This is a genomic window from Amycolatopsis thermoflava N1165 (assembly GCF_000473265.1).
Lineage (GTDB): Bacteria > Actinomycetota > Actinomycetes > Mycobacteriales > Pseudonocardiaceae > Amycolatopsis_E > Amycolatopsis_E thermoflava.
This window is the reverse complement of record NZ_KI421511.1, coordinates 820,354-845,510: the sequence shown is the minus strand read 5'-3', so window position 1 is coordinate 845,510 and position 25,157 is coordinate 820,354. Positions and strand designations below refer to the sequence as shown.

Sequence of the window (25,157 nt, the reverse complement as noted above, 5' to 3'; positions counted from 1 at the left end):
ACCCGTGCCCGACACCCCCGACAACGTCGTGCTCGTCCACTGGCACGACCTGGGCCGGCACCTGCCCAGCTACGGCGCCGAAGGAGTCGTCAGCCCGCACACCCGGCGGCTGGCCGCCGACAGCATCGTCCTCACCGACGCCCACGCCACCGCGCCCCTGTGCTCCCCCGCCCGGGGGTCGATCCTGACCGGGCGCTACCCCCACCACAACGGGCTGGTCGGCCTGGCGCACCACGGCTGGGAGTACCACGACGACGTCGAAACGCTGCCCGCCGTGCTCGCGGCACAGGGCTGGCACACCGCGCTGTTCGGGATGCAGCACGAGAGCTCCGACCCCGGCCGCCTCGGGTACGCCGAATACGACGTCTCGAACTCGTTCTGCGACCACGTCGTCGCGCTCGCCGAGGACTTCCTCGGCCGGATCGGGGACCGGCCCTTCCTGCTCAACGCCGGCTTCTTCGAAACACACCGGCCCTATCCCGAGGACCGCTACACCCACCCGGACCCGGCGACGGTGCCGGTGCCGGACCACCTGCCCGACACCCCGCAGGTCCGCGCCGACCTCGCCGGCTTCCACGGCGCGATCGCGAAGGCCGACGCCGCACTGGGCCGCTTGCTGGACGCCCTCGACCGGCACGGCCTGTCCGGGAACACGTGGGTCGTCTTCCACACCGACCACGGCGCGGCGTTCCCCCGCGCGAAGTCCACCCTGTACGCGGCGGGCACCGGCATCGCCTTCATGATCCGGCCGCCGCGCGGCCGCGGCATCGCACCGCGGCGCCTCGACGGTCTCTTCAGCGGGGTCGACCTGGTCCCGACGCTGCTGGAACTGCTCGGCGTCGAGGTCCCCGCCGCGGTGCAGGGCGTCTCCCATGCCGGGCAGGTGCTCGGCACCGAGACGGCCGACGCCCGCACAGAGGTCTTCACCGAGAAGACCTACCACGACAGCTACGACCCCATCCGCGCCGTGCGCACCAAACGCTTCAGCTACCTGGAGAACTACGCCGCACGGCCGGAACTGGTGCTGCCGTTGGACATCGCGGGCAGCCCGTCCGGCGCCGCGGTCGCCGGACGCTACGCCGGACCGCGGCCGGCCGTGGAACTCTACGACCTCGTGGCCGATCCGGGCGAAACCGTGAACGTCGCCGGGCGGCCCGAGTACGCCGCGGTCCAAGCAGAGCTGGCCGAGCTGCTGCACCAGTGGCGCCGGGACACCGGCGACCACCTGCCCTCCGACACCGAGGGCAGCGCCGTCGCCGAGAAGAACACCGCGGCGTACCTGGCCCGGCTGGAAGAGGGCGTGGCCTGATGCGCCGCCACCTGCTCACCCGCATCGGCTCCGGTGTGCTGGTGCTGCTGCTCGCCTCGATGGTGGTGTTCGTCGCGCTGCGCCTGGTGCCCGGCGACCCTGCCCGCGTCATCGCCGGCACCGACGCTGCTCCGGACACGATCGCGGCCGTCCGCGCCCAGCTGGGCCTGGACCACTCGCTGGTCTACCAGTACTGGCACTGGCTGGGTAACGTGCTGCGGCTGGACTTCGGCACCTCGTACGTGATCGGCGGACCGATCGGCTCGCTCATCGGTCACGGAGTGGCCAACACGCTCGTGCTGACCGTGACCGCGGTCGTCGTCGCCGTCGCACTCAGCCTGGTGGCTTCGATCGCCTGGGTGGTGCGCCCGCGGCGGTGGCTGGACACCGTGCTCGGCACGCTCGTGACGGTGTCGATCGCGGTGCCGCCGTTCGTCAGCGGTGTCCTGCTCGTGCTGGTGTTCGCCGTGCTGCTGCCCGTCCTGCCCGCGAGCGGCATCCCACCCGAGGGCTACTTCGCCAGCCTGGACATCACCGCCCAGTACCTGGTGCTCCCCGCGACGTGCCTGGCCCTGCCGGTGGCGGCGGCGCTGACCCGGTTCCTGTCGGAGGCGCTGCGGCGGGAATGGCGCCAGCCCTACGTACTCACCGCCCGCGCCCTGGGCACCCCGGCCCGGCGCATCCTTACCCGGGGGGCGCTGCGCAACGCGCTGCCGACGTTCCTGACGGTGCTCGGCCTGCAGACCGGCGCCCTGCTCAGCGGTGCGGTGCTGGTCGAGGCGATCTTCGCCTGGCCGGGGCTCGGTCAACTGCTGACGCAGAGCGTCGGAGCCCGGGACTACCCGGTGGTCCAGGCGCTGGTGCTGCTGTCGGTCGCGGTGTTCGTCGTGATTCAGATCGTCACCGACGTCGCCCACGCGTTCCTCGATCCGCGCGTCCGCCTGGAGGGCCGGCCATGAGCGAACTGTCCCACCAGCTCGAACCGGCCGCACCACCGGCGCCGCCCGGGCCCGCCGCGCGGGATTCCTGGCGCAGCCGGCACCGGTTCGCCGCGTCATTGACCCGCGGGGCGGGTCTGGCCGGCGTGGTGCTGGTCGCGATGGTCTGCCTGGCCGGCCTGTTCGCGCCGCTGCTGACCTCCTGGGACCCGGTCCGGCAGGTCGCGGGCTCGCAGCTGCTGCCGCCGGGCGCGGGTCATCTGTTCGGCACCGACCAGCTCAGCCGCGACATCGCCGCCCGCGTGTTCCACGGCGCCCGGACCAGCCTGCTGGTGGCCGTGATCGCCGTTCCGGCGGGCACCGTCCTGGGGATCCTCATCGGTCTCCTGGCCACCACGCGCCCGCTGGCGGACCTGATCACACAGCGGGTGTTCGACGTCGTCCTCGCGTTCCCCGCCCTGATCCTCGGCGTCCTGCTCGCGCTCGTCGCCGGCCCGGGCACGCCGACGGTGATCACCGTGATCGTGGTGACCGAAGCGCCCATCGTGGGCCGACTGATCCGGTCCCAGGTGCTGCGTGTGCGGGAACTGCCGTTCGTCGAGTCCGCCAGGGTCATCGGCGCGCCCGGCGGGTGGGTGCTGCGGCGGCACGTGCTGCCGAACTCGCTGGAACCGGTCGCGGTCCACGTCGCGCTGGCGTTCTCGGGGGCGATCTTCGCCGAGAGCGCGATGAGCTTCCTCGGCATCGGCGTGCGGCCCCCGGCGCCGTCGCTGGGCGGCGTGATCGCGGATTCCCTGCTCTACATCGAGATCCGGCCGTGGTTCGCGGTCGCGCCGCTCGCCGTCGTGGTCGCCCTCAGCGTCGGCTTCTACCTCATCGCCCAGGCACTCGGGAAGGCAGGCCGTGACTGACACCGACGCCTCGCTGCTGCGCATCGAGAACCTGGCAGTCAGCTTCGGCACCCGCTCCGACCGGGCCCGCGCGGTCGACGGCATCGACCTCGACGTCGCACCGGGCGAGATCGTCGCCCTCGTCGGCGAGTCCGGTTCCGGCAAGTCCCTCACCGCGCGCGCGGTTCTCGGGCTGCTGCCGGACGGAGCCCGCGCGGAGGGGTCGATCGTGCTCGCCGGAACCCAGGTGGTCGGCGCGGACGAACGCACCCTCAACCGGCTCCGCGGCGGGGTGGCCGCGATGGTGTTCCAGGAACCGCAGACGGCGCTGAACCCGGTGCAGACGATCGGCCGCCAGCTGATCGAAGCGCTGCGGCTGCGCCCGGGCTTCGACAAGGCCACCGCTCGGGACCGGGCCGTGGAACTGCTCAGCACCGTCGAGATCCCCGATCCGGAGCGGCGCCTGGACTGGTACCCGCACCAGCTCTCCGGCGGCCAGAAGCAGCGCGTGGTCATCGCGCTCGCCCTGTCCGGGCGCCCCCGGCTGATCATCGCCGACGAACCGACCACCGCCCTCGACGTCACCGTGCAGGCCGGGATCCTGGACCTGCTGCGCCGGCTGCGGGACGAGACCGGCACCGCGATCCTCCTGATCACCCACAACCTGGGGGTGGTCGCCGACCTCGCGGATCGCGTCGTCGTCCTCCGCGACGGCAACGTGGTCGAGGAAGCCGGTGTGGCCGAGTTGTTCCGCACGCCCCAGGCCTCCTACACCAAGGAGCTGCTGGCCGCCGTGCCGCGACTGAGCACGACGGACTCGCGGGAGGCCGCGACGCCTGCCGGGGACCGGGTGGTCGACCTGGAGGGCGTGTCCGTCGTCCACCCGGGCCGGGGCCGGGCGCCGGCCTTCACCGCGCTCGAGGGCGTGTCCCTGCAGCTGCGGGCGGGTGAGGTGCTCGGCCTGGTCGGCGAATCCGGCTCCGGCAAGACGACCATCGGGCGCGTCGCCCTGGCCGTCACGCCGCCCACCAGCGGCACGGTGCGACTGCTCGGACGGGACCCGCGCACGCTCCGCCGCGCCGAGCTGCGGGCGCTGCGCCGCGACCTCGCCCTGGTGCCGCAGGACCCGGCCGCCTCCCTCGATCCGCTGTGGACGATCGACGACTGCGTCGCCGAACCGCTCGTCGTGCACGGAGCCGGCGACCGCGCCCGGATCCGGCGGCGGGTGGCCGAGCTGCTCGACGCGGTGCACCTGCCCGCCGCGGCCGGCCGGCGCCGTCCGGGCGAACTCTCCGGCGGCCAGCGCCAGCGCGCCGCCCTCGCCCGCGCCCTCGCCCTGTCCCCGCGGCTCGTCGTCGCCGACGAACCGACCAGCGCCCTCGACGTCTCGGTCCAGTCCCGCATCCTGGAGCTGTTCACGCAGCTGCGCGCCGAGTTCGGTTTCGCCGCGCTGTTCATCAGCCACGACCTCGCCGTGGTCAGCGAAATCGCCGACCGGGTGGCGGTCCTCGAGTCCGGCCGGATCGTGGAGACCGGGCCCGCGCGCACGGTGTTCGGCTCCCCGGCCCAGGACTACACCCGAACCCTCGTCGCGGCCGTGCCGGTCCCCGACCCGGCGATCCAGCGTCGCCGCCACTCCCCATCCGAGAAGGAGACTCCATGACCCCCTCCCGTCCACGGACCTGGCTGCTGCGCCTGGCCGCCGCGCTCACCGCGGTCACCGTCGCGGCCGGTTGCTCGTCCGCGGTCGACCAGGCGAAGCAAGCCTCCGGCGCGGCCGGCGGCACACTCGTCGTCGGCACCCTGTCGGACCTCACCCCGTCGGCGATCTACAGCCAGAGCACCACGTCGATGACGATCGGCAGGCTGCTCTACGACACGCTGATCCGTTACGACCGGGCCACCGGCACACCGCAGCCCGCCGTCGCGAAGTCCTGGACCGTCTCCCCCGACGGCCGGACCGTGACCCTGGCCCTGCGGGACGACGTGAAATTCCACAACGGACGCCCGCTGACCTCCGAGGACGTCGCCTACTCGCTGAAGACCTACGCCTCGGCCGCCGCGGCGTCGCAGCTGCGCCCCGCGGCGGCCGCCGTCACCGCGGTCGACACCGCCGACCCCCACGTCGCGGTCCTGCACCTGGCGCACCCGCTGGTGAACCTCTTCGACCTGCTCGAGTTCGTCCTGCTGACCGACCGGGAGACCCCGGACCAGCTCAAGGCCGGCGAGCAGTTCATCGGGACCGGCCCGTTCAAGTTCGCCGGCTGGCAGCGCGGCCAGCAGGTGCGGCTGGTCCGCAACGACGACTACTGGAACGGCGCGCCGAAGGTCGACGAGGTGGACCTGAAGGTCATTCCCGACGAGACCGCCCTGCTGAACTCGGTACGCTCGGGCCAGACCAACGTAGTGGTGGACGCCAGCGTGCAGGCGCTCACCCCGTTCCGCGGCGACGACGCCTACACCGTCGAGCCCGAGAACATCTGGGACGTCAACTACTACATCGGCGCCAACGTGACCGACCCGGCGCTGTCCCACCGCGCTGTGCGCCAGGCCATCGCCTACGCCGTGGACCGTGAACGCATCCTGCACGAGGTGTTCGGTGACACCGGGTCGGTCAACAGCGCGCCGTGGTCACCCGACTCACCGGCCTACAACCAGGAACTCGCCACGCGCTACACCCGTGACCTCACCAAGGCCAGGGACCTGCTCACCCAGGCAGGCGGCGCGCCGGCGCAGCCACTGCGCCTTTCGTACAACACGGCACTGGCACCGGCCAAGTCGGTCGCCGCGATCGTGCAGAACAACCTGGCCGATATCGGCATCAAGGTCGAACTCGAACCGCTGGACGGGGCCGCGTTGACCCAGACCCTCAACAGCGGCAGGTCCCAGCTGTGGATCAACCCGCACGGCTTCGGCCAGAACAGCCCGGCCACCCTGGCGACCGGCGCCGCGCCGTTCAAGCCGGAGGGCAACCTGTCGGGCTACCGGTCCGCCGACTACGCCGCGCTCGTCGAGAGGGTCTGGGAGCAGCCGGACCCGGACAGCGCGGCGGCACACGCCGCGTACGACGCCTACACCCAGCTCCTCAGCGACGAGCAGTTCGTCATCAACCTGGTGTCGACGACGGTCACCAACGTCTACACCGGCTCGGTGCGCGGCGTGGACTGGAACACCTACAAGTACCTGATCCTCGACAAGGCGACGGTCAAGTAGAGAGCCCACGGCGCCTCGGCGGCGGGGATCCCACAGAACCCGGCCGCCGTGGCGCCGGTGACGACCGAAAACACGGTGTCGCCATCGCCGAGGCCGTGGGACGGGCGCACGCTCAGCGCCAGCCCGTCCTGGCCCCCGCCTGCGAAGGGGTACGCCTCGGGCACGGTGAGCGCCGCCGAGGTGGCGACCACGGTGCCGTCGGGCAGGACAGTGCTCGCGGTGCCCACGCCGCCTTTCATCTCGGCCGCGATCGCCCCCGTCCCGGCACCGACGTTGCCCTTCCCGACCGCGGTGGTCATCTGTCACCTCCCAGGTGCGGGGCGATCTCGCGGGCCAGTACCTCGAGCCGCCGCAGTGCCTGGTCGAGCGTCGAACTCGGCCTGCACCGCGGCGATGAGGTGGGTGCCGTGGCCGGACAGCACCGGATCGGCTCGCAGCGTTTCGGTGATCCGCGCAGGCGGACCGTACTGGACGTTCATCAGCCGGAGCAGTTCGTGCACGCCGACGCGGGCGTGCGGCGCCCACCCGGCCTGGACGTGCAGCGGCAGGTAGCGGGCGACACCCGGAGCGAGCTCGGCGGCGGCGGTGGCGGCGTCCGGGCCGGGGAAGACACCCCGCACGGTAGCGATCCGGGTCCGGCCCCGCCGCGCGGCGACGTGGGTGTCGGCGAGCTTCACCTGCACCGGGTCCGCCGGGCCGGCGCCGAGCAGCAGCCCCCGCCCGGCGTGAGCGCCGCGCACCAGCGCATCGGGCCGCAGCGTGGACTCCCACAGGCGGCCGGCGACTGGGTGACTGGCCAGCGCTTGCGTGAGCACGCCGAGGTTGCGGTCGTAGTCACCGTGGCGCCGGTCGGCGTTGCGACCGAACACGGCGAACTCCCCCGCCGACGCCGCCCCGCTGCCCAGACCCAGCTCGACCCGGCCACCGGACAGGTCGTCGAGCACGAGCACGTCCTCCGCGAGGCGCAGCGGGTCCTCCAGCGGCAGCACGGTGACGGCGGTGCCGAGCCGGATGCGGCTGGTGCGTTCCGCGGCGGCGGCGCGCAGCACCAGCGGTGCGGGCAGGCGTCCGTGCTCGGGCTGGAAGTGGTGCTGCGCCACCCAGCCGGACTCATAGCCCAGCTCCTCGGCCGCGACGAACAGCTCGACCAGGTCGCGGTAGAGCCGCCCCGGCTCGGCACCCGCACCGTGGACGTGGGTCAGGAACCCCAGCGCAGGGCGCACGGCTGCCACCCCAGGGCCGGCGCGATCTCGGTGGCGATGATCCGCAACCGTTCGATGTCGGCGTCCACCTGGGACACCTCGTGCTGGACGACCGGCAGGAACCAGCTGTCCGGACCGAGGTAGCCGAGCAGGGCCGGGTCGGCGCGCAGGCTGTCCACGACCTCCTCCGTCGCGCCGTGGTGGACGTTGATCCGCGCCAGGTGCTCCTCGGCCGACAGCCCGGCCAGCTCGGCGAAGTTCGCGCGGTGGACGTCCAGGGCCGGGGCGAGGTCGTCGCGGGCGGTCTGCCGGTCCTTGGCGGGGAAGACGGCGTGCACGATGGCGTACCGCGGGTTCACCGCGGCCGTCCGGTAGGCCTCGGCGAGCGGGCGTTGCACGGTGCGCGGGTCGTGCACCGCGGTGCCCAGCAGCAGCCCGTCACCGGCGCGGCCGATCGCGGCGGCCCGACCGGTGTCCGAAGTGGACTGCCACAGCCTGCCGGCGAGCCCTGGAGCCGGCGGCTGCAGCACGTGCGACCCGCCCGGCAGCAGGTCGCCGCGCAGCGCCGGGCGCAAGGTGGCGAGCCGGTCGTCGAACAGCTCGCGGCGCCGCGCGGCATCGTGCCCGAACACAGCGAAGGCTTCCTGGTTCGCGCCTCCGGTGCCGAGGCCGAGCTCCAGCCTGCCGCCGGAGAGCGCGTCGAGCACGGCGGCATCCTCGGCCAGGCGTACCGGGTCCTCCAGCGGCAGCACCGTGACAGCGGTGCCCAGCCGCAGGCGGGACGTGCGCGCCGCCACGGCGCCGAAGAACACCAGCGGTGAGGGCAGACGCCCGTAGTCGCCGCGGACGTCGTGCTGGGCCACCCACCCCCCGGTCGAACCCGAGCTCCTCGGCGGCCGTGAACACCTCCAGCAGATCCCGCAGCACGGTCGCGCGGTCCTTGCCCGGACCGTGGACGTGGGTGAGGAAACCGAGCTTGAACGCGGTCATGGCACCTCCTCGGGCAGCCGCGGGACCGCGGCCAGCAGGGCCCGGGTGTAGGGATGGCGGGGCGCCTGCAGGACGTCGGCGGTGTCGCCACGCTCGGCGACCGCGCCGTCCCGCAGGACGATCACCTCGTCGCACAGCTGCCGCACGACCCCGAGGTCGTGCGAGACCAGCACGAGGGTGAGCCCGAACCGGGTGGCGAGGTCGCGGACCAGCGCGATGACCTGGGCACGCACGGACGCGTCCAGCGCGGAGAACGGTTCGTCGCCGACGAGCACCTCGGGACGGGGCGCGAGCGCGCGGGCGATCGCGATCCGCTGGCGCTGTCCGCCGGAGAACTCGTGCGGGTAGCGCCAGGCGGCGTCCGGTTCCAGGCCGACATCGGTGAGCACCTCGGCCACGCGCTCGTCGTGGTCGCCGGGCACCCGCAGGCACTCCAGCGGTTCGGCGACGATGTCGCGGACGACGCTGCGCGGGTCCAGCGAGCTCATCGGGTCCTGCAGCACGACCTGCACGGCTTCCCGGAACCAGGTCAGCCGCCCGCCCTCGACGGGGCGGCCGCGGTAGTGGACGGCGCCCGAGTCGGGCCGGTCGAGCGCGAGCAGCAGCCGCAGCAGGGTGGACTTGCCTGCCCCGGACTCACCGACGATGCCCAGGTGCCGCCCGGCTTCGACGGACAGGGACACGTCGCGCACGGCGTGCCGCTCGCCGCGTGGGCCGAACAGCGAGCGCCGGGGCAGGCGGAAGGACCGGTGCAGCCCCTCGGCCGACAGCAGGACCGTCACCGCGTCACCTCCACCGACTCCGCCCGCGCCACGTCCAGGAGAGTGCGGGTGTAGGGGTGTGCGGGCGCGTGCAGGATCTCCCGCAGCGAGCCCTCCTCCAGCACCCGCCCGCCGCCGAGGACCAGGACCCGCCGCGCCACCTGGGCCAGCACGGCCAGGTCGTGGGTGATGAACAGCAGCGCGCTGCCCTGCTCCTCGGCGAGCCCGCGGATCAGCCGCAGGATCTCCGCCTGTACGGTCACGTCCAGCGCGGTGGTCGGCTCGTCGGCGATCAGTAGCGCAGGGCGGCAAGCCAACGCCATCGCGATACCGACGCGTTGCCGCTGCCCGCCGGAGAGCTGGTGCGGGAACGCCCGCACGGCGTGCTCGGGATCGGGCAGTCCCACCTCGGCCGCCAGCCGCACCGCCTCCGCACGGGCCTGCCGCCGCGACAGGCCGCGGTGCAGGCGCAGCGGTTCGGCGATCTGCTTGCCCACCCGCATCAGCGGGTTGAGCGCGGTCAGCGGTTCCTGGAACACCATCGCGACCCGTTCGCCGCGGATGCGCGACAACGCGCGGTCGCCGAGCCCGACCAGCTCGGCGCCGTCGAGCCGCACGCTGCCCTCGACGCGGGCATCCTCGGGCAGCAGGCCGAGCACCGCCAGGGCGGTCAGCGACTTGCCCGAGCCGGACTCCCCGATGAGCCCGAGGCTGTCCCCCGCCGCCAGTGACAGGCCGACCCCGTCCAGCACGCGTTTCCCTCCGATGTGGACGGTCAATCCGGACACTTCCAGCAAGGTCATCGGCTGCTCCGCAGGCGTGGGTCGGTCGCGTCGCGCAGCGCGTCGCCGAGCAGGTTGAACCCCAGCACGGTCAGCGCCACCGCCAGTCCCGGCCAGATCACCAGCAACGGACGGGCGCTGATGTAGGCCTGCTGCTCGTGCAGCATGCCGCCCCAGGACGGGGTGGACGGTGAGCTGCCGTAGCCCAGGTAGGTCAGCGCCGCCTCGGCGAGCACGGCCAGCGCCATCACCAGTGACAGCTGCACGATGAGCGTCGGGGCGAGCGCGGGCAGCAGGTGCTTGCGGATGATCCGCCCGGTGCGGGCGCCGGCGGCGCGGGCGGCGAGCACGTAGTCGCTGCCGCGCGCCGCGGCCAGCTCGGCCCGCGCGACGCGGGCGACCGCGACGCCGAACCCGATGCCGATCGCCGCGACGACGGTGGCCAGCGAGCTGCCGTACACCGCGGCGAGCACCATCGCCAGCAGCAGCACGGGGAACGCGACGAGGATGTCGATCAACTGGATCACCGGCGCGCTGATCCAGCGCGGCGCGAGCGCCGCGGGCAGGGCGAGCGCGAGCCCGAGCACGGTCGCCAGCGCGGCCGACGCCACCGCGGCGACCAGCGTTTCGCGGCTGCCCGCGAGCAGCTGGCTGAACTGGTCGTGCCCGATCCGGTCGGTGCCCAGCAGGTGCCCGTCCTGCAACGGCAGCAGCCACGCCCGGCCGGGATCGGTGGCCTGTGGGTCGAACGGGGTCCAGAACAGCGACACCACGGCACCCAGCACGAGCAGGGCGAACACGGCCAGCCCGAACACGCCGGCCGGGCGGCGGACGAGCGCCGTCAGCACGGTGCGCAGCGCGCGGCGGCGGCGCGTCGCGGCGGCGCGGCTCATCGCGCCTCCTGCAGCCGCGGGTCGACGATCCGGTGCACGAGGTCGACGGCGAAGCCGATCAGCATCACCGCGGCGACGACGGCGAACACCTCGCCCTGCACCTTGACCAGGTCGCGGTTGCCGACGTCGGTGACGAGCATGCTGCCCACGCCGGGCAGCGTGAACACCCGCTCGATCACGATCGTGCCGACGACCAGGGTGGCCAGCTGCAACCCGAGCACCGACACCACCGGCACGGCGGCGTTGCGGAACCCGTGCCGCAGCAGCGCCCGGGTGCGGGTCAGGCCCTTGGCGCGCGCGGTGCGCAGGTAGTCCGAGTGCAGCACACCCAGCACGGCGGACCGCACGAACCGCAGCAGCACGGCGCCTTCGGTGAGGCCGAGCGCGATCCACGGCAGCACCAGGCTTTCCAGTGCCGCTCCGGGTTCGGCCCACCCGTCGACGGGGAAGCCCTGAGCCGGCAGCCAGCCCAGGGTCACCGAGAACACCAGCACGAGCACCAGCGCGAGCCACAGCGCCGGCACCGCGATGCCGATCTGGGCCAGCGCGCTGATGCCGCCGCCGGCCCAGCCGCGGTGCCGCACCGCCGCCCAGGTGCCCAGCGGCACCGCGACCGCGACGGCGACGGCGATCGCCCCGGCGATCAGCGGCGCGGTCACCTCCAGCTTGGCGGCGAGTTCGGCGCTGACCGAGGTGCCGTTGAGCTGCGAGCGGCCGAAGTCGCCGCGCAGCACCCCGGTCAGCCAGTCGCCGTACTGGACGGCGAGCGAGCGGTCCAGGCCGAGACCGGCGCGGATCGCGGCCAGCTGCTCCGGGCTCGCCTGGATACCGCCGATGGTGGCGGCGACGTCGCCAGGGAGCAGCCGCAACAACACGAACACGAGCAGGCTGGCGACGAGCAGCGACACCACCAGCAGCCCGGCGCGGCGCAGCACGAACAGCGTCACTTGGCGACCGCGACCGTGCTCAGGTTGAAGCGGTTGCTGGTTTCGTTCTGCGGCACGCCGTACACACCGGTGCGCACCACGGTGCTGGCCTGGCCGAGCAGCAGCCAGTCGGTCGCCGCGTCCTCGGAGATCTGCCTGCCGACCCGCTTGAGCAGCGCGTCCCGCTCGGCGTCGGTGGCCGCCAGCCGCGCCTGGGCGTACCAGTCCTGCACCTGCTTGTCGTCGTAGCCGAAGTAGTAGCCCGGCTTGGTGTAGTTGGCCAGGTCGCGCGGCTCGGCGTGGTCGACGAGGCTGAGCTGGAAGTCGTGCTGCTGGAACACCTTGGTCAGCCAGGTCTGGAACTCCACCGGCTGCACGGTGAGGGTGATGCCGGCCTGCTTGAGGTTGGACACCAGCACGTCGCTGATCGCGGCCGGGTAGATGCTCGGGACGGTCAGCGTCAGGGACAGTCCGTTCGGGAACCCGGCGTCGGCGAGCAGCTTCCGCGCGTTGTCCGGGTTGTAGGCGTCGATCCCGGTGAGGTCCTCGTACCACGGGTCCTGTGGCGGAACCGCGCTGCCGATGGCCAGGCCGGCGCCGTAGGCGCGGATGACGTCCTGCTTGTTGATGGCCTGCCGGATCGCGTGCCGCACGGCGGGGTCGGTGAACGGCGCCTGGGTGCCGTTGAAGGCGAGCGTGAACTTGTCGGTCGTGGTGCCCTTGAGGACGGCGAACCCGCTGTTGCCTGCGAACGCGGACAGCAGCGTCGGGTCGACCGCGGTCTGGATGTCGGTCTGCCCGGTCAGCTGTGCGTTGTTGGCGGCGTTCTGCTCGGTGATGTAGTGGAACACCACCTTGGCGACCTTGGGCTTGGCGCCCCAGTAGTTCTCGTCGCGGGCCAGGGTGATGCTCGATCCGCGGTTCCACTGCGCGACGGTGAACGGGCCGCTGCCGTTCTCGGCGCCGTCGAGCGTGGCGAAGTCGGTGCCCTGCTTGTAGACGATGCCGCCGCGCTGGGTCAGGTTCCACAGCAGGAAGCTGTCCCGCTGCTTGAGCCTGACCTGCACGGTGGCCGGGTCCGGCGCGGTCACGGTGTCGATGGTGGCGAAGTTGGCGCTGTAGACGGCCTTCGAGTCCGGCGCGATCTGCTGCTGCAGCGACCACACGACGTCGGCGGAGGTCAGCGGCGAGCCGTCGTGGAATTTCGCGCCCCGCACCAGGTGGAAGGTGTAGGTGAGGCCGTCGGGCGAGGTCTCCCAGGAAGTGGCGAGCGCGGGCACGATCTTGTCGTTGGCGTTCGTGTCGATGGTGACCAGGCCCTGGTAGACGTTGTCGAGGAGGATCTGGTCGAGCGCGGCGCCCGAGGTGCCGAAGATGTTGAGGCTGGTGGGTTCCAGCACCAGCCGGACGTCGACGGTGGCGGCGGTGTCCAACTGGTCGTCGGGCGGTGTGGCGGCCTGGACGGCGGTCCCGGCCTGGGGTGTGCCGCCGGTGCCGCACGCGGTGAGGAGCAGGGCCACCGCGGTCAGCGCGGCAGGCAGGAGGCGTCTCATCGTTCTCCCTGGAGGTGGCGCCGCACGAAGTCCACGAAGGTGGCGTGGACTTCGTCGCGGTCGAGTTCGTTGAGGATGTTGTGGAGGTCGTCGGGGAAGATCACCGCTTCGGCGTCGGGCAGCAGTTCCGCCGCCCGCCGCGCACCTTCGGCCGGGGCGAGGTCGTCCTTCTCGCCGTGCAGCAGCAGCACCGGGACGTCCAGTGCGGACACCGCCGCCGGCAGGCGCTCAGCCGCGGCGGCGAGGGCGGCCAGGGTCTCGACGCGGATGCCGCCCTGCCAGGTCAGCGGATCTTCGCGGATCTGCTGGGCGTACCCGGGGTGGCGGGTGAGCTCGCCCGGGTCCTTGCGCAGGTCAAGCGGGTCGATGCCGCTGGCCAGGAGTTCGGCCAGCCCGCCACCCGCATCGGGCGCCGGGACGATCGAGGAGCCGGCCAGCACGACGGCGGCCGGGCGGGTGCCCGACGGCAGCAGCCGTTCCGCGGTGAGCAACGTGGCGACGGTGGCGCCGAGCGAGTGCCCGGCTACGACCAGCGGGAGGTCCGGGTGGGCCGCGCGGGCGAGCCCGAGGAGAGTCGCGGCGTCGTCGAGCAGGTCGTCGATCACGGTGATCAGCACGCGTTCGCCGTCGCTGCGGCCGTGACCGGCGTGGTCGTGCGCCCACAGCGCGAACCCGGCGCCGGTCAGTGCCGCCGCGAGCGGCTCGTAGCTGCCGGTGTGCTCACCGAGGCCGTGGAAGAACACCACCAGCGCCCGCGGGTGCTCCGGGGTCCAGTGCCGGTGGTGGATGGTGCCGCGGACGCCGGCGAACTCGGCCATCAGTGCCTCCCGTGGGTCGCGTCGAGCCCGCGCCGGAGGTCGGCGAGCAGGTCGTCGAGGCCCTCCAGGCCGACCGACAGCCGCACCTGCCCTGGCGTCACGCCGCTGGCGAGCTGCTGGTCCGGGTCCAGTTGCGCGTGCGTGGTCGAGGCCGGGTGGATGACCAGGCTCCGCACGTCGCCGATATTGGCCAGGTGGCTGAACAGGGTCAGGCCGTCGACGAACCGGCGGCCCGCGGGCAGCCCGCCGGCCAGGTCGAACGCGAGGACCCCGCCCGCGCCGCCGCCGAGATAGCGCTTTCCCACATCGAACCACGGGCTGGTCGGCAGTCCGGCGTAGTGCACCTCGGCCACCTCGGGTTGCGCCGCCAGCCATTCCGCGACTGCCTTGGCGTTGCGGCTGTGCCGGGACATCCGCAGCGACAGCGTCTCGATCCCCTGCAGCAGCAGGAAACTGGTGAACGGCGCCACGGCGGGGCCGAGATCCCGCACCAGTTTGGTGCGCAGCCGCAGGGTGTAGCCGAGCTCGCCGAACTCGTCGGCGAACACGAGGCCGTGGTAGCTCGGGTCGGGCCGGGTGAACTGCGGCCAGCGCTCCGGGTCGGCCGCGTAGTCGAACCGGCCGCGGTCCACCACGACGCCGCCGATCCCGGTGCCGTGCCCGGACAGGAACTTCGTCGTCGAGTGCACCACGATGTCGGCGCCGTGCTCGAGCGGCCGGGCCAGGTACGGGGTGGGCACGGTGTTGTCCACCACGAGCGGCACCCCGGCGTCGTGCGCGACGGCGGCCACGGCCGAGACGTCCAGCACGTTGCCGCGCGGGTTGCCGATCGATTCGGCGAAGAACGCCTTGGTCTCCGGCCGCACCGCGGCGCGCCACCGGCCGAGGTCGTCCGGGTCGTCGACGAAGGTGACAGCGATCCCGAGGTCGGCGAAGGTGTGGGCGAGCAGGTTGTAGGTCCCGCCGTACAGGCTCGCCGCGGACACGATGTGGTCGCCGGCGCGGGCGAGGTTCAGCAGCGCCAGCGACGCCGCCGCCTGACCGCTGGCCACCGCGACCGCGGCGACGCCGGATTCGAGGTCGGCGAGGCGCGCCTCGGCGACGGCGGTGGTCGGGTTCGACAGGCGCGTGTAGGCGTGGGTTTCCAGGTCCTGCAGGGCGAACGCGCGGGCGGCGTGGTCGGCGCCGTCGAAGACGTAGGAGCTGGTCTGGTAGATCGGCGTGGCGCGGGATCCGGTGGCCGGGTCCGGGTTCGCGCCGGCGTGGATCTGCCGGGTGTCGAACGACCAGGAGCCGGTCACGCCTGCTCCGCCAGCACGTCGGACCACCAGCGCCGGGCGACCTCGGGGTGCGACCGCAGCCAGCCCACGAGCGCGTTCTCGCCGTAGGCGGCCAGCAGCGGGTTGTCGGCGTCCTCGCTGACGCCGCGGGCCTGCTTGGCCAGCTCGGCGGGCAAGGTCAGCGGCTCGACGACCGCGTCCAGGCGTGGCCCGAGGAAGAACGGCACCGAGAACCGTTCCACGCCCGGGGGCGGGCTGACCACGCGGTGCCGCGTCGCGGTCAGGTAGCCCTGGGTCGCGATCTCCAGCATCTCGCCGATGTTGAACACGAAGCTGCCCGGGATCGGGGTGGCGTCGATCCAGCTGCCGTCCGCCGCCTGCACCTGCAGCCCGCCGACCTCGTCCTGCTGCAACAGCGCGAGGTAGCCGTAGTCCTTGTGGGCGCCCACCCCCTGGTCGGCGTCGTCGCGAACGCGGCCGGGGTAGCGGATGATCTTGACGTGGGTGGCGGCTTCGGCGTCGAACCACTCGTCGAAATAGCCCTCGTCCTGGCCGAGCGAGGCCGCCAGCGCCCGCAGCACTTCGCGGCTCACGCGCAGCGCCTCGGCCTGCCACGCCAGCGTCGTCTCGCGCAGCTCCGGCAACGCCGCTGGCCACAGGTTCGGACCGATCAACCGCTTCCAGGCCGGGTCGCCGGGCGCGAGTTCGAGCGCTTCCCGCTCCGGGCCGATGTCGATCTGCTCCCGCCAGTCCGGCGCGCCCGCGGTGTACTCGTGGCCGGTGGCGGTGTACCCGCGGAACTGCGGGGAGTGGATGTTGCCGATCTCCAGCCGCTGCTGCTCGGGCAGTGCGAAGAACTTCCGCGCCACGTCGAAGATCCCGGCGCTCAGCTCGCCGGGGACCCCGTGCCCGACGACGTAGAAGAAACCCACCTCGTGCGCGGCGTGCCGGAGCTGCGCCAGGAACTCCTCCCGATCGGCTGCGGGGTCACGGAAACGCGAGATGTCGATCAACGGCAGTGGGGGTGTCATGACGCCCGAGAGTAGGTCGCCGGCGCGCGCTCGGGTGACGATCTCAGATAGCGGACGCCGGTCTACTGATCCCCTCGGCGTCTACTGATCCCCTCGGCGCCGGCCGGCGATCGGATCGCGCGGCCGATGCCGGTAACGCCTACCGTGACCTCCGAACCGGGGCACGGCAACTCCTGCTCATCGACCTCCCGGTGCCGTCGTTCGACGAAGCCAGGTGATCCACGGCCTTCCTGGGGCTGCCCGCACCGCAGGCCGACCTCGGCCTGCGACCCGCTCAGGCGACCGACGGCACCGCCGCGTCCCGCAGCATGCCGGTCGCCGGGTGACAGTTGATGTATTCGTAGTACTGGTCTTTCGCGTCGAAGACGGAGACCTCGTGGTACAGGCGCAGTTTGTCCAGTTGCTCGACCACGCGGAAGAACGTGGTGAAGATCCGCAGGTGCGTCGGGTGGGACTCGGACCAGCGTTCCAGGAGGTCGAGTGAGCGCCAGTGCCCGATGTTGTACGACTTGTCAATCGGGTTGCCGTCGAGATCGATGTAGCGCACGTACCGGTTGCTGTAGCAGCCGACGTCCTGGCCGTGGTCGCGTACGAAGTCCATGCCGGCCCGCAGCACGGGCTCGATCTCGTCGAGGTAGAGCGAACGCTCGTCGTCGCCGGCGTCGGCCCAGTCCTGGCCGGACCGGATGAGTGCGATGTTGTCGTGGCCGCGCACGATCACCCGGCCAGGCGTCGCGGCGTCGGTCACGGCCACGGTCTGGCCCCGCGCGGGGAGCCAGTCGGTCTGCGATATGGGCAACCGGTCCCGCATCGAGCCCCAGTAGCCGTGCTCTTCGATCTCCCCGCTGACGCCGTCCATGATGGCGCCCACGCCGGGGAAACCGTCGGTGAACGCGTAGAGCGTCTCGAACTGGTCGGCTCGCGGTGAAACGATCTCGCGGAAGAACCCGACGCCGGCGCGTTCGCGGTCGGCGGAGTTCCACCAGCCTGCCACCTCCGGGCGGGAGAGCCAGCGCTGGTAGCGGCCGGCGTCGCGCCAGTAGCCGACCGCGATCAGATTGTCGGCGCCTTCACGGTCCTGGTGGTGCGTCGTGTCGTACTCCCCGGGGCCGTCATCGAGTCCGAAGTGCCCGACGATCTCCCGCAGCGCGGCGAGGGCCTCGGCGCGGTGTTCAGGTCCCTGGTACTGGACACCGAAGTAACCCATGACGACGTGGGTGAGGTCCTCGGCGGCGCGAGCGACGAACATCGGGAACGGGGGCCGGTAGTCGTCGGCGACCCGGCGCGACCGGGTGCGCGGGCACTGCAGGTGCTTGTCGACTGCGGATTCCATGTGTTGTCTCCTGGGCTTGAGAGGGGCAGAGGACCGGTGGTGCCGCACCGTCCGGGCGGGCGGCACCACCGGGTTGTTCAGGCGGTCCGGGGCGAGATCGCGACCGGGTCGCGGTGGGCCTGGTGGTGATTGGCGTTGCGCGGGGTGGCCAGCATGGTCCGGGTCTGTTCGTCGAGCACCGCCTCCGACAGCAGTCCCTTGCCCGACAGAACCGCCTCCAGGGCCGTCAGCCAGTGCTCGTAGTACCTCCACGGCTCGTCCCCGCCGCCGCGTTCCCACTCCCGGATCGCCTCGATGAGCGAGAGCTGGAACTCGCTCCACTCGTAGTGCCCGTTGTGGTAGGCCGCGACGGCGAGGGCGAAGGCCCGCAGCTCCCACGGCTGGTCGAAGCCCTTCTCCCCGGAGCCGGGCAAGTCGCAGACGAGGGCCTCCACGCGGCGGCGGGCGTCACCGAGTTCGGTGGCGTCCGGCCGTGCCCGGGCGCTCATGCGGCCGGGGCGGCGGCGGGACCGACGCCGATCATCGAGTCACGGGTGACGAGCGCTTCGAGCTGTTCCACGCTCAGCCCTTCGGTGCCGGCGGGCCGGGTGGGCAGCACCCAGTAGCGCAGCTCGGAACTGGAGTCCCAGACCCTGATCTCGACGTCGCCGGGGACCGGGAAGCCGAAGTCCTCGGCGAGCACCTTGCGTGGCTCGCGGACGATGCGGGCGCGGTAGGCGGGCGCCTTGTACCAGTTCGGCGGCAGCCCGAGGACCGGCCACGGGTAGCACGAGCACAGGGTGCAGACGATGACGTTGTGCACCTCGCCGGTGTTCTCGACGACCACCATGTCCTCGCCCTGCAGCCCGCCGATGCCGAGTTCGGCACAGGCGGCCGTGGCGTTGTCGAGCAACCGTGACTTGAAGGCGGGATCGGTCCAGGCCTTCGCGACGACCTTGGCGCCGAGCTGGGGGCCGACTTCGTTCTCGTAGATGTCGGCGAGACGGTCGACGGCCTCGGTCGTCATGATGCCCTTCTCGATGAGCAGGGCTTCCAGCGCCTTCACGCGGGCGGTGATCTCCTCCTGGCTGCGCAGGCGGGTGTCGGTCGGTGCCATGTCAGGCTGCTCCTCGGTTTTCGGAGAGGGTGAGGTAGGGCTCCCAGACGTCGAAGTAGACGACGCCATGGGGGTCGGCGGTGTCGCTCCCCCACAGTTCGGTGGCGGTGAACCGCACGGTGTAGACGTGCTCGGGGGCGTCCGGGCCGCTGTTTCCGGCGCTGTCGGGGTAGATGAAGGTGCCGTGCGCACCGGTGATCTCGCCGGTGCGGCCGCGGACGTAGCGGGCCCGGCGGGTGTGCCCGGCCGGGCTGTCGGCGTTCACCGTGACGATGTCGCCAACCTGGAACGCCGCCGCCTTGTCGGACTCCCGGGCGGCGGGCGCACCGCCCATGACCGCGGCGTCGACGAAGGCGAGCAGCTCCGGGTCCGTGCGGCCGGGCAGTGGCGCGTCCGGGTTCTCCAGGTAGAACCGGGTTCGCTCATCGAGCTCGGCGAGGTCGATCACGCCGGCCTTCGCGCCGAAGTGCTCGGCGGTGTGGACCCAGTGCTCGTAGTAGTTGGACAGCAGGTACTCGGCGGGATCCATCTGCTCGATGCCGTGCCGGAACATGTCCACGTTGAACAGTCCCGCCCGGAAGCAGGTGGCGAAGAGGGCGAACGCCGCCTTCTCCCATTCGGCCCGGAACACGGGCTCGTCCTCCTGGGTGACGACGGGCCCGAGACCGTCGGTCCCGCCCAGGTCGAAGACTCCGTTCATGCGTTGCTCCTCGAGGTCGCGGTGACCGGCGGCGCGGGAAAGCCGCCGGTCACCTGTTCATGGGTGTGCGCCACGCGCAGGACGGTGGCGTCGTCGAAGCGCCGGCCGATGATCATCAGCCCTGCGGGCAGCCCGGCGACGAGGCCGGCGGGCACCGAGCACGCGGGGTGCCCGGTGACGTCGAAGGGCGCGCAGTTGCCGACCATCGACAGCGCGGTGTGCAGGTACTCCCCCAGGGAGACGTCAGCCGGCGGGATCTCCTTCGCGGTGTAGGGAAGCGTGGGCATGATCAGCACGTCGTGCCGGCTCAGCGCCGCGTCGTAGGCGTCGCGGAGTTCGCGGGCGAGGTGCCGGGCCATCGCGTAGTACTTGCCACCGCCCACTTCGAACGTGTACCGGCCGGACAGCCCGACCAGCTTGACAGTGCTGGACAGTTGGGCGGCGTGGCTCCCGCGCTGTCGTGCGAAGTGGGTGATGAGCTCGGGGTCGTAGAAGTCCTCGACGTTCATGCCGAACGCGTTCCCGTCGATCATCTGGTAGGCGGCGCCCTCGGTGGCGATCACGTTCCACACGTGCATGGCGTTGGTATGCCACGGGATCGACACCCGCTCGGCGGCCAGGCCCGCCGAACGCAGCCCGTCGACCGCGGCGAGCACGGATTCGTCGATCGCCGGGTCGGACACGGCGGTGCCGAACCCTTCGGACACCACACCGATCCGGAGCCCGGTCGCCGGGATGGCCAGCGCGGCCAGGTAGTCGACGTGTTCGAGGGTGCTGGGCTGGCGGGCGTCCAGCCCGTCCACCCCTGCGAGCACGGTCAGCATCGCCGCGGTGTCCGCGACGGTGCGGGCCATCGGTCCGAGGTGGTCGATCGTGCGCTCGATGGGGAACCCGCCGGTGTAGGGCACCAGGCCGTGGGTCGGCTTGTGGCCGACGATCCCGCAAAACGCCGCGGGAATGCGGATCGACCCGCCCTGGTCGCCGCCGACAGCCAGATCGGCCGCCCCGGCGGCGACGAGGGCACCGCTCCCGCTGGAGGACCCGCCGGCGTTGCGGGAGGTGTCCCACGGGTTGCGCACCGGGCCGGGTTGCGACGTGAAGCTGGCGCCGGAGAAGCACAGGTCTTCACAGACCGCCTTCCCGGTGATCGTGGCGCCCGCGTCGAGCAGCCGGCGCACCACGGTCGCATCCCGCCGCGGCACGAAACCCTCGACCGTGCGTGAGCCGTTCATCACCGGCACACCCGCGACGGACACGTTGTCCTTCACGGCGACAGTGCGGCCGGCCAACGGCCCGCTCTCGGACTCGGTGATCGAGGTGGTCACGTACCAGGCCCCGTAAGGGTTGTCCGGCGGCGGCGCCCACGCGCGGTCCGGGGCGGCCGGGGCACTTGCCTCGTAGAGCCGCTCGACGACGCGCGGGGAGTCCAAAGTGGCGGCAACAGCCGGGGTGAACTCCTCGATCTCCGCGCGTGAGAGCCCGAAACCGTAATGGCGGTCGAGCTCGGAGATCCGCGCGGGATCGGGTGCGGGCAGGGAGGACATGTGAACTCCTCGGATCGGATGACGTGCGGTGTCAGGAGGTGCCGTGGACGCAGTCGGCGCACACCGGCCCCGGCTGCCGGGGCACGGCGCGGTAGAGCAAGCAGCAGCTGCGCCGCCGGAAGCGGCCCGCCGCAACGGATCCGGTCGCGGCCAGGGCGCCGGATCTCAGCAGCGTGGTGGACAGCTCCCGCACGACCGGCTCGCGGTGCGGCAGGGCGGTCGTGAGGACCTGGGCCGCGCCGTGCACGGCCGAAGCGACGTTGCCCCACAGCACTCGGGGTGAGACGTTCAGCTCGGCCACGGCGGTCGTGAGCTTGCGCACCGGGCCCTCCACCACCAGTTCGGCGAGCAGATGACCGGAGGCGCGGCGGGACGGGTACAGCACGGTCTCGGCCATGACGGACAACGGCAGCGGCCTGCCCGGCACGGGTTGCCACCACGTCGTGGCCAGGCTCAAGTCGAGCAACCGGCCGGTGTGTGCTGCTTCCGCGAGCGCGGGCGCGACGAGCCGGGCGACCAGACCGAGATGAGCGAGTGACGCGGCCGCCCTGGGGTCGACCCGGCCCTCGGGCACACCGGCCGCGACGGCCAGCAGGCCCCGGATCTCGCGCACCCAGCCCCGGAGGACGCCCGGGCGCCCGAGCAGGTCGCCCAGCGGCTGCCACGGCCGGTCAGCGACCGCGGCGGCCGGGTGGGTGTCGACGGCGAAGTGCGGCCCGAGCGCCGCGGTCGGCTCGGGGACGGACACGTCACAGCCCCACCGTCACGCGGGCCGCTGGACGATCGCCGTTCCGGAGCACCCGCTCTGCCAGAGGCCCGAACACCAGTCCGATGGCCGCCCACAGCACGACCTGGGTGAGCACCGAGTACAGACGGAACTCCGCGAGCACATCGGCGGGGAACCCCGGGTAGACCATCGCACCGTCCGGGGCGAGCAGTGGGCCAGGCGTCTCGTCGAAGCCGGGCAGCACCGCGAGCACCACGCCCGCCCCCAGGACGAAGGCCGCTGTGGCCGCAAGGCCCGCGTTCCAGGTGCCCAGCCGTGACCGGAGCGCGCGGCCCAGCCACACGGCACCGCCCAGGACCGCGGCGGACGCCAGAACCGCGACGAGGTAGAACGAGGTCCGGGTGCCGATGGTGTCCGACGCCCCGACGGCGGGCGGGTTCGCCGGGTACTTCAGGAACGGCACGAGGTACACCACCAGCAGACCCGCTCCGGCGAGGACCAGGGCGAGCGAACGAGCACGCAACCCACCCATCCGGCCGAACGCGACGGTGAAAACGGCGGCGAACACCGTTCCCAGCGCGATGCCGAACACGATCAGGGCCACGGCCGAGCCGACGCCGGCCTGGACGGTGCGCGTGAACACTTCGGCGCCCGCCTCATGTGCCGCGTGCACCGGGTCGTGGACGTGCATGCCGCTGTCCACAACCGACTGAGCGGCCTCCCGCCCGGTCTCGTAGTCGATCGCGGCCTCGATGCGCGGCTCGGCGAAGATCCGTGCGAACACGAACGCCAGCAGACCGGCGATGCCGCCCGCGGCCATTCCGCGCAGTACTAAGGTCTTGTTCATGTCTGCCCCGCCCTCAGTGACAGGGGAACCCGAGCAGGTGCCGGGCGTCGTGCACGAACTCGTGCACGTGGCTGTCACTGCCGAACACGGACACGGCTCCCTGGTCGATGCCGACGAAGTAGTACAGGGCAACAGCCAGGAACACCGTGCCGGCGAGCCACAGTGCGGACGCGGCCACCGGCGCCACCACCGGCGTGGACGTGGCGGGCTGTGCGGGAAGGGCAGTCATCAGGGCCTCCTCAGCGGGACTTCGAACCCGTCTTCGGGCATGCGGACAAGCATGAAAGTAGGAGAGACGACCTATCATGTCAATAAGTGCTGACATGATGACTTGTTACAGTCGTGTGAACCTGAACCCGGTCTCGTGCGCTTCGACGAGGTGCAGCCGCTGCGTGGCCTGCTCGCCACCGTCAAGAGTCACGACGCCCCGGGGAAGCTCGAAGCGGGTGCGCCGGATTTCCTCGGCGATCCGGCGTGGTTCCGCGGCGCCGACCCGGCTCGCCACCAGCCACCACATCCGGACCGCTTCGAACACCGACTCGCTCAGTGTCGACAGCGGAGGCGCCCATCGGCCGTACGTCGCCCGGTACCGTTCGACCAGCTCCTCGTTGCCTGCGGTCGGGAGTTGCTCGAAGTAGCCGGACACCGCGTACAGCCCGGCCGACGCGGTGGGTCCCACCCGCCGCAGCGTCGATTCGTCCATCGCGGGCGCGAGGGTGAGGCACCGGTCCCGCAGGCCCATCGCGTGCGCCTGCCGCTCAAAGGCCGCCGCATCGGCCCCCACGAAAGTGGACAGCACGATGTCGGCCGGGGAGGCCTGGATCGCTTCGATCACCGGGGAGAAGTCACGGGTGCCCAACGCCGCGAAGCGCTCCCCGACCAGTTCGGCTCCCAGCCGGGGCAGGATCCGGCGAGCGGCGGCGTGCGTGCTGCGGGGCCAGCAGTAGTCGTTTCCCGCCAGAAACCACCGTCGTCCGCCCGCGGCTCGCATCAGCGTGGCCGCCGACGCGACCAGCTGGGCGCCCGGACGTTCGCCGTACTGCAGGCGCAGCGCCCCCGACTCGCCGCCCTCGTTCATCAGCGTCTGGACGAGCAGGACCTCCTCGGAAGCCAGTGCCCGGGACACGGCCACGAAGGTCGCGGAAATGGTCGCCACCAGGATCGTCCGGCAGCCGGCCCGCACCAGGCGGCGGGCCTCGGCGACCCCGACGGCCGGATCGGTCGCGTCATCGCCGACGAGCAGTTCGACCGGGCGCCCGCCCACTCCTCCCTCGGCGTTGATCTCGTCGATCGCCAGCGTCGCGAGGTTGTCCGTGGCCGCCGCGAACAGGCTTCCCGGGCCGGATTTGGTGGTCAGCAGGCCCAGGCGCGGATTGCCCGAGGCGCCATGGCCGGTCGGCAGACCGTTGCGTCGCATGAGCCATTCGAGCCCGGACTCGTCGAGCTCGGCCACCAGGCGCACCCGCGTCCCGCCACGCTCGGGAACGAACCGCAGCCTGACCCGCCCGCGCCATGGCTGGTCATGGGAGATCTCGATGAGCGCGCACCGCCGGACCGCCCGGATGTGACCGATGACCTCTACCGGATCGCCACCCGCGAACGGCGCCGACAGGCTGACCGGCTCACCGGGCACGACCCGGTCGCACTGCGCGTCGAACACCCATCCCGCGCCCGCACTCGCGCCGAACAGGGAGAACACGACCTCGGGCGGGCTGGAGACCCACTGCTCCGCACGGAGCGCGAGTTCGGGCACAGGGCCCTCCCCTGTGTCTAAGCTGAACGAGAATCGGAGTCAGGGTCGGACGCAGCGCTGGCGGCGCGCCCGGCGTCGGCCAGCGCGCTCTGAAACAGCTTCTGCAACATCGCGATGACTTCGCGGGCCGAACCAGCGGGGTCGATCGAGTAGTAGCGATACCGCCCGGCGCGGCGCTCGACCACGAGCCCCGCGGTGCGCAGGATCCGGAGATGGTTGGACACGGCGGTCCGGCCCACGCTGCCGATGCTTTCGGCCAACTCGTTCACGCTGCACTCGTCGCGTTCGGCGAGCACGCTCAGGATCTCCCGCCGCACAGGGTCCGCAAGCGCGTCAAAGGCCGGCCCGGTTGCCACCGATCGTCGCCTCTCAACATGTCAGTAGATGATGACGCGATCCAGCGTAACCTACCGGGCGGGCCCCGCACCCGCGCCTCCGCGAACATGCCGTACATGGTGACCGGGACGCCGCGGCGACACCGAGCACGAGGCGACAGGTTCTTGACCGATGGCGACAACGTCGCCGACACTCCCCCGGAGCGGCAGCCGCCCAGGTTGCCGGAGCCGAGCGA

The 25,157-nt window shown here is 72.1% G+C and carries 26 protein-coding genes; 5 read left to right on the top strand and 21 right to left on the bottom strand.

The window, feature by feature from the left end; all coding sequences use genetic code 11:
* Positions 1-4 precede the first annotated feature (4 nt).
* From AMYTH_RS43850 to AMYTH_RS0104270, 5 genes are read left to right on the top strand one after another with little or no spacing between them, the layout of a single operon-like run.
* Positions 5-1,309, top strand: a complete 1,305-nt coding sequence (locus tag AMYTH_RS43850; RefSeq protein WP_051362519.1) for a sulfatase family protein — start codon at positions 5-7, stop codon at positions 1,307-1,309.
* Positions 1,309-2,268 (top strand): ABC transporter permease, encoded by a 960-nt coding sequence (locus tag AMYTH_RS0104285; protein WP_027929252.1) that lies wholly within the window; start codon positions 1,309-1,311, stop codon positions 2,266-2,268. The genes AMYTH_RS43850 and AMYTH_RS0104285 overlap by 1 nt, the downstream gene beginning before the upstream one ends.
* The gene (locus tag AMYTH_RS43845; protein WP_084022509.1) at positions 2,265-3,158 is read left to right on the top strand and encodes an ABC transporter permease; all 894 of its coding nucleotides are present in this window, start codon (positions 2,265-2,267) and stop codon (positions 3,156-3,158) included. Before AMYTH_RS0104285 ends, AMYTH_RS43845 begins: the two co-directional genes overlap by 4 nt.
* The gene (locus AMYTH_RS43840) at positions 3,151-4,800 is read left to right on the top strand and encodes a dipeptide ABC transporter ATP-binding protein (RefSeq protein ID WP_037322252.1); all 1,650 of its coding nucleotides are present in this window, start codon (positions 3,151-3,153) and stop codon (positions 4,798-4,800) included. The genes AMYTH_RS43845 and AMYTH_RS43840 overlap by 8 nt, the downstream gene beginning before the upstream one ends.
* Entirely contained in the window at positions 4,797-6,350 is a 1,554-nt protein-coding gene (locus AMYTH_RS0104270) for an ABC transporter substrate-binding protein (protein WP_027929251.1), read from the top strand. Before AMYTH_RS43840 ends, AMYTH_RS0104270 begins: the two co-directional genes overlap by 4 nt.
* Here the strand turns inward: AMYTH_RS0104270 and AMYTH_RS0104265 are convergent.
* From AMYTH_RS0104265 to AMYTH_RS0104165, 21 genes are all read right to left on the bottom strand, one after another.
* On the bottom strand, positions 6,311-6,649 hold the full coding sequence (locus tag AMYTH_RS0104265; RefSeq protein WP_027929250.1) for a P1 family peptidase: 339 nt from the start codon (positions 6,647-6,649) through the stop codon (positions 6,311-6,313). The genes AMYTH_RS0104270 and AMYTH_RS0104265 overlap by 40 nt on opposite strands.
* A gap of 3 nt (positions 6,650-6,652) precedes the next feature.
* The gene (locus tag AMYTH_RS46900; RefSeq protein WP_157360535.1) at positions 6,653-7,573 is read right to left on the bottom strand and encodes an LLM class flavin-dependent oxidoreductase; all 921 of its coding nucleotides are present in this window, start codon (positions 7,571-7,573) and stop codon (positions 6,653-6,655) included.
* Positions 7,549-8,415, bottom strand: a complete 867-nt coding sequence (locus AMYTH_RS43830) for an LLM class flavin-dependent oxidoreductase (RefSeq protein WP_209440742.1) — start codon at positions 8,413-8,415, stop codon at positions 7,549-7,551. The genes AMYTH_RS46900 and AMYTH_RS43830 overlap by 25 nt, the downstream gene beginning before the upstream one ends.
* Before the next feature lie 123 nt (positions 8,416-8,538).
* Positions 8,539-9,315: an ATP-binding cassette domain-containing protein gene (locus AMYTH_RS0104250; RefSeq protein ID WP_209440831.1), complete on the bottom strand. Its 777-nt coding sequence runs from the start codon at positions 9,313-9,315 to the stop codon at positions 8,539-8,541.
* A 5-nt stretch (positions 9,316-9,320) separates the two neighbouring features.
* Entirely contained in the window at positions 9,321-10,106 is a 786-nt protein-coding gene (locus AMYTH_RS0104245) for an ABC transporter ATP-binding protein (protein ID WP_027929248.1), read from the bottom strand.
* The gene (locus AMYTH_RS0104240; RefSeq protein WP_051362517.1) at positions 10,103-10,978 is read right to left on the bottom strand and encodes an ABC transporter permease; all 876 of its coding nucleotides are present in this window, start codon (positions 10,976-10,978) and stop codon (positions 10,103-10,105) included. Before AMYTH_RS0104240 ends, AMYTH_RS0104245 begins: the two co-directional genes overlap by 4 nt.
* Complete coding sequence (locus AMYTH_RS0104235; protein ID WP_027929246.1) at positions 10,975-11,925, bottom strand: ABC transporter permease; 951 nt, start codon at positions 11,923-11,925, stop codon at positions 10,975-10,977. Before AMYTH_RS0104235 ends, AMYTH_RS0104240 begins: the two co-directional genes overlap by 4 nt.
* The gene (locus AMYTH_RS0104230; protein WP_027929245.1) at positions 11,922-13,457 is read right to left on the bottom strand and encodes an ABC transporter substrate-binding protein; all 1,536 of its coding nucleotides are present in this window, start codon (positions 13,455-13,457) and stop codon (positions 11,922-11,924) included. Before AMYTH_RS0104230 ends, AMYTH_RS0104235 begins: the two co-directional genes overlap by 4 nt.
* The gene (locus AMYTH_RS0104225; protein ID WP_027929244.1) at positions 13,454-14,275 is read right to left on the bottom strand and encodes an alpha/beta fold hydrolase; all 822 of its coding nucleotides are present in this window, start codon (positions 14,273-14,275) and stop codon (positions 13,454-13,456) included. Before AMYTH_RS0104225 ends, AMYTH_RS0104230 begins: the two co-directional genes overlap by 4 nt.
* Positions 14,275-15,576 (bottom strand): O-acetylhomoserine aminocarboxypropyltransferase/cysteine synthase family protein, encoded by a 1,302-nt coding sequence (locus tag AMYTH_RS43825; RefSeq protein WP_037322249.1) that lies wholly within the window; start codon positions 15,574-15,576, stop codon positions 14,275-14,277. Before AMYTH_RS43825 ends, AMYTH_RS0104225 begins: the two co-directional genes overlap by 1 nt.
* Positions 15,573-16,586 (bottom strand): isopenicillin N synthase family dioxygenase, encoded by a 1,014-nt coding sequence (locus tag AMYTH_RS0104215; RefSeq protein ID WP_027929243.1) that lies wholly within the window; start codon positions 16,584-16,586, stop codon positions 15,573-15,575. The genes AMYTH_RS43825 and AMYTH_RS0104215 overlap by 4 nt, the downstream gene beginning before the upstream one ends.
* A gap of 274 nt (positions 16,587-16,860) precedes the next feature.
* The gene (gene oxdA / locus AMYTH_RS0104210) at positions 16,861-17,919 is read right to left on the bottom strand and encodes an aliphatic aldoxime dehydratase (RefSeq protein WP_027929242.1); all 1,059 of its coding nucleotides are present in this window, start codon (positions 17,917-17,919) and stop codon (positions 16,861-16,863) included.
* Positions 17,920-17,996: 77 nt separating this feature from the next.
* On the bottom strand, positions 17,997-18,407 hold the full coding sequence (locus tag AMYTH_RS0104205; protein ID WP_027929241.1) for a nitrile hydratase accessory protein: 411 nt from the start codon (positions 18,405-18,407) through the stop codon (positions 17,997-17,999).
* On the bottom strand, positions 18,404-19,015 hold the full coding sequence (gene nthA / locus AMYTH_RS0104200; RefSeq protein ID WP_027929240.1) for a nitrile hydratase subunit alpha: 612 nt from the start codon (positions 19,013-19,015) through the stop codon (positions 18,404-18,406). The genes AMYTH_RS0104205 and nthA overlap by 4 nt, the downstream gene beginning before the upstream one ends.
* A 1-nt stretch (position 19,016) precedes the next feature.
* On the bottom strand, positions 19,017-19,715 hold the full coding sequence (gene nthB, locus AMYTH_RS0104195; RefSeq protein WP_027929239.1) for a nitrile hydratase subunit beta: 699 nt from the start codon (positions 19,713-19,715) through the stop codon (positions 19,017-19,019).
* Positions 19,712-21,259: an amidase gene (locus AMYTH_RS0104190; RefSeq protein WP_027929238.1), complete on the bottom strand. Its 1,548-nt coding sequence runs from the start codon at positions 21,257-21,259 to the stop codon at positions 19,712-19,714. The genes nthB and AMYTH_RS0104190 overlap by 4 nt, the downstream gene beginning before the upstream one ends.
* 31 nt (positions 21,260-21,290) lie before the next feature.
* Positions 21,291-22,007 (bottom strand): (2Fe-2S)-binding protein, encoded by a 717-nt coding sequence (locus tag AMYTH_RS0104185; protein WP_027929237.1) that lies wholly within the window; start codon positions 22,005-22,007, stop codon positions 21,291-21,293.
* Position 22,008: 1 nt separating this feature from the next.
* Positions 22,009-22,833 carry a CbtA family protein gene (locus AMYTH_RS0104180; RefSeq protein WP_027929236.1) on the bottom strand — a complete coding sequence of 275 codons (825 nt, stop codon included), beginning with the start codon at positions 22,831-22,833 and terminating at the stop codon, positions 22,009-22,011.
* A gap of 13 nt (positions 22,834-22,846) precedes the next feature.
* Positions 22,847-23,062 carry a CbtB domain-containing protein gene (locus AMYTH_RS0104175; RefSeq protein WP_027929235.1) on the bottom strand — a complete coding sequence of 72 codons (216 nt, stop codon included), beginning with the start codon at positions 23,060-23,062 and terminating at the stop codon, positions 22,847-22,849.
* 105 nt (positions 23,063-23,167) lie between these two features.
* Positions 23,168-24,586, bottom strand: a complete 1,419-nt coding sequence (locus tag AMYTH_RS43820; RefSeq protein ID WP_037322246.1) for a substrate-binding protein — start codon at positions 24,584-24,586, stop codon at positions 23,168-23,170.
* 17 nt (positions 24,587-24,603) lie between these two features.
* A complete protein-coding gene (locus tag AMYTH_RS0104165; protein ID WP_027929234.1) occupies positions 24,604-24,942 on the bottom strand; it encodes an ArsR/SmtB family transcription factor in 339 nt (112 codons plus the stop codon).
* Positions 24,943-25,157 lie beyond the last annotated feature (215 nt).

What these genes read in the sequence shown, in the direction of transcription:
- AMYTH_RS0104285 (WP_027929252.1), top strand. Translation starts at nt 1,309, where the DNA reads ATGCGCCGCCACCTGCTCACCCGCATCGGCTCCGGTGTGCTGGTGCTG.
- AMYTH_RS43845 (WP_084022509.1), top strand. Translation starts at nt 2,265, where the DNA reads ATGAGCGAACTGTCCCACCAGCTCGAACCGGCCGCACCACCGGCGCCG.
- AMYTH_RS0104270 (WP_027929251.1), top strand. Translation starts at nt 4,797, where the DNA reads ATGACCCCCTCCCGTCCACGGACCTGGCTGCTGCGCCTGGCCGCCGCG.
- AMYTH_RS0104265 (WP_027929250.1), bottom strand. Translation starts at nt 6,649, where the DNA reads ATGACCACCGCGGTCGGGAAGGGCAACGTCGGTGCCGGGACGGGGGCG.
- AMYTH_RS0104245 (WP_027929248.1), bottom strand. Translation starts at nt 10,106, where the DNA reads ATGACCTTGCTGGAAGTGTCCGGATTGACCGTCCACATCGGAGGGAAA.
- AMYTH_RS0104240 (WP_051362517.1), bottom strand. Translation starts at nt 10,978, where the DNA reads ATGAGCCGCGCCGCCGCGACGCGCCGCCGCCGCGCGCTGCGCACCGTG.
- AMYTH_RS0104230 (WP_027929245.1), bottom strand. Translation starts at nt 13,457, where the DNA reads ATGAGACGCCTCCTGCCTGCCGCGCTGACCGCGGTGGCCCTGCTCCTC.
- AMYTH_RS0104225 (WP_027929244.1), bottom strand. Translation starts at nt 14,275, where the DNA reads ATGGCCGAGTTCGCCGGCGTCCGCGGCACCATCCACCACCGGCACTGG.
- AMYTH_RS0104215 (WP_027929243.1), bottom strand. Translation starts at nt 16,586, where the DNA reads ATGACACCCCCACTGCCGTTGATCGACATCTCGCGTTTCCGTGACCCC.
- oxdA (WP_027929242.1), bottom strand. Translation starts at nt 17,919, where the DNA reads ATGGAATCCGCAGTCGACAAGCACCTGCAGTGCCCGCGCACCCGGTCG.
- AMYTH_RS0104205 (WP_027929241.1), bottom strand. Translation starts at nt 18,407, where the DNA reads ATGAGCGCCCGGGCACGGCCGGACGCCACCGAACTCGGTGACGCCCGC.
- nthA (WP_027929240.1), bottom strand. Translation starts at nt 19,015, where the DNA reads ATGGCACCGACCGACACCCGCCTGCGCAGCCAGGAGGAGATCACCGCC.
- nthB (WP_027929239.1), bottom strand. Translation starts at nt 19,715, where the DNA reads ATGAACGGAGTCTTCGACCTGGGCGGGACCGACGGTCTCGGGCCCGTC.
- AMYTH_RS0104190 (WP_027929238.1), bottom strand. Translation starts at nt 21,259, where the DNA reads ATGTCCTCCCTGCCCGCACCCGATCCCGCGCGGATCTCCGAGCTCGAC.
- AMYTH_RS0104180 (WP_027929236.1), bottom strand. Translation starts at nt 22,833, where the DNA reads ATGAACAAGACCTTAGTACTGCGCGGAATGGCCGCGGGCGGCATCGCC.
- AMYTH_RS0104175 (WP_027929235.1), bottom strand. Translation starts at nt 23,062, where the DNA reads ATGACTGCCCTTCCCGCACAGCCCGCCACGTCCACGCCGGTGGTGGCG.